General features: G+C 55.3%; 3 protein-coding genes. All 3 read left to right on the top strand.

Annotated features, from left to right (window positions below):
- Positions 1–137 precede the first annotated feature (137 nt).
- Positions 138–497 carry a hypothetical protein gene (locus tag ACFPN1_RS16215; protein ID WP_386756260.1) on the top strand — a complete coding sequence of 120 codons (360 nt, stop codon included), beginning with the start codon at positions 138–140 and terminating at the stop codon, positions 495–497.
- A 967-nt stretch (positions 498–1,464) separates the two neighbouring features.
- A complete protein-coding gene (locus tag ACFPN1_RS16220) occupies positions 1,465–2,256 on the top strand; it encodes a hypothetical protein (protein ID WP_386756261.1) in 792 nt (263 codons plus the stop codon).
- A gap of 63 nt (positions 2,257–2,319) precedes the next feature.
- Positions 2,320–2,715, top strand: coding sequence for a DUF6334 family protein (locus ACFPN1_RS16225; protein ID WP_386756262.1), 396 nt, complete (start codon positions 2,320–2,322; stop codon positions 2,713–2,715).
- Positions 2,716–2,838 lie beyond the last annotated feature (123 nt).

Here is a 2,838-nt window from a genome sequence, read left to right on the forward strand (position 1 = left end):
CTCAACAGCAGCAGGCCAAGAGCCCACGGTAATGCTTCACTAGAGGTGCCACTTCATGGGCTGCTGGCCTAACAATTCATTCAAGCCGAAGCCGCTTCGCGGCTCGGCTTAATTCAGGCGTTAGGCCTCTAAACTGGATGGACATGCCCCCGTTAGAGTCAGAGCTGATCGCCGCCTTGGATCATCACGATGAGCTGGTGCGGCTGTGCGCTGCCGGACGCTTGTCATTTTGGGATTTCTGCGCGGCGTATGACAACTTTTATTGGGCGTACGCACTGGACGGTCATGAGTCTGATCCCGACGGCCAAGCCGTGTTGGACAAGCTTGCGGACCGCATTGCGCCACACCGAGACTTGGCAGAGACCGTTCTGGCCAATGTCTGCTCGGACCACGACCCTGATAAAGGTAGCTACGGTAAGGCCGGTCGCTTTGGTCCCGATGAAGCTGTCATTCGGCTTAAGCTTGTTGCAGTCGGCCTTCCGCGTGACGAGGCCTAACAATTCATTCAACCGGAAGCCGCTTCGCGGCTCCGGTTAATTCAGGCGTTATGCGCGGTGGGATAGAGGTTGTTCAAACCTATCGTGCACCCGGTCTTGTTCCGCGGCTTGAGTGGCTTGGCATCTGCGCCAAGGCATCGCGTCTTCCGGCAACTCGCCGGCGCTACGCACCTGCAGTGTCCTCGGTAGCCGCAGCAGCGCCCTCGCCTTCGGCCGGTCAAAGCTCGCCCGATTCCTTTCCCGGCTCCATGGGGTGATTCTCGGGCACCGATTGTCCTGAGCTAAGATCTCTTCAGCAGCCAAGTTCTCCGGTTCTCCTGGCTGCATAACAATTCATTCAAGCCGAAGCCGCTTCGCGGCTCGGCTTAATTCAGGCGTTAGAGGACTAGGGGGGGCATTTCGCATGTGGAAGTTGGTGTTAGTTGTATCTGTCGCACTTTCCGGCTGCAGTCTGAAGACTTATCAAGCGCCGCCGCCTGAGCAGCCTGTGGCCCTTGTGAAATTCCAGTCGAGAGCTATGGGTTTCGAGATATTCAAGCTGTATGACAATTCGTCATGCACAACCCAGGGCGCAACGATGGCTTGGTTCAATGGCGGCAGAAAAACCGAGCCGGTTAGGCTCGCTTCAAACAAACAAGCATTCATCTTGTCAAGCCATTGGCGGCAGACTGGCATCACTGCGGCGCCGGGCGGTACCAACTACCTCTCAAGCTCTTGTGTCTACTTCATGAGCTTCGTCCCACAGACTGGCCGAACCTACAGCTATCGCCACGTCGACCTCCCCGGAGAGTTCTGTCGAATTGAAGTAGTCGACACCTCTACGGGCAGACCACCCGAGGATCTCGAAGCTCACAATCCAAATGAGTGCACGCCGCCAGCCAAGTAGCGTCCTCTAACAATTCATTCAAGCCGAAGCCGCTTCGCGGCTCGGCTTAATTCAGGCGTTAGACCTGTGCACCAACTATCAGTGAATCTCAATTTGGCGGCGCTCCTTGGGCGGATCAATAGATCCCTGGAAGAGGCGTCGCGTTTCGTATCGCTTGCCCTGAGCAAGGGCTCAGATACGCAGACGGCGGAAATAGCGCCATTCTCTATTCAGTTCAATTCTGGGTTGAGCTGGAGCCGAGAAGAGGAGAATTTGGCTTGGAGGCATTGGATCCTCAAGAACGGATTCCGCGACATTGCGGAGCTAATTTCCGTTGTCCTTGAAGAGGCACATCAAGTTCTGACTTTTTATGCACTGATCGATAGGCAAACTGCCGGCGAGACTCTCAATGCAGCAGCACTTGCCGCACGAGATAGGGACATTTCCCGATTTCATCGCCTCTCCCTCTCGGACAAACTTGAATGGCTTCTTGCACAGCCCGACTTCTCCATCCCTGATGAAAAGATTGAAGAGATAAAGTCAATCAACGCGGCTCGCAATTGTCTTGGCCATAGATCCGGAATTGTCGGAGAGCGGGACAAAACTCACGAGAATATGCTCATTGTTAAATGGCTAGGCCTCGATACTGCCGTCGAGGTTGAGGGCGTGGAGATACCATTTGAGCCACCCATGTACCTTGAAAAGGGCGGCACGGTGATAACGCGCCTAGTTCGGAGAACAAAAGAGTTCCAGTTGGGCGATCGGATTACTTTTGATGAGCGAGAGTTCTCAGAGATCGCATGGACAATATTTGCATTTGCTCAGGCCGTCACGTCCGCTTTGGAGTCAGCCGGAAAAGCTCGTGGCATCACCTTTACGGAAGCACAGGTCTAACAATTCATTCAAGCCGAAGCCGCTTCGCGGCTCGGCTTAATTCAGGCGTTAGCCCTCGGATCAATGTTCACCGCACTCAAAACAGCATGCGATCGCGGCGGCCCGCTAGTTGGCGTGCGTGTGGCTCCGCTTGTGCCAGGGTCCACACTCATCGGCGCTTTTGAGCTGAGATTCAAAGAGCTCACTGTCACTCTGTCGGTGGCCGATGACGACGAAATTTCGGTTACTTCTGCGCCGCTACTTCAACCCACACCCGCTCACGCTTCCGCGCCCTTCGCTTGGAGCCGGTGCATAGGCAAACGGCTGCGCTGGGCATGGCTCTTAACCAATCAACAGGGCTACACGGACGGAGTCAGGCTTGAGTTTGGCGATCCTGACGTCTCAGAATCTGTCGTTGTAGAGCTTGTCGTTGCAGCGTCCAGCCTCCACCCGTTTATTTCACAGCCCGCCGAGGGCTAACAATTCATTCAAGCCGAAGCCGCTTCGCGGCTCGGCTTAATTCAGGCGTTATGCGCGGTGGGATAGAGGTTGTTCAAACCTATCGTGCACCCGGTCTTGTTCCGCGGCTTGAGTGGCTTGGCA

Source organism: Lysobacter yangpyeongensis (genome assembly GCF_042655745.1).
GTDB classification, from domain to species: domain Bacteria; phylum Pseudomonadota; class Gammaproteobacteria; order Xanthomonadales; family Xanthomonadaceae; genus Agrilutibacter; species Agrilutibacter yangpyeongensis.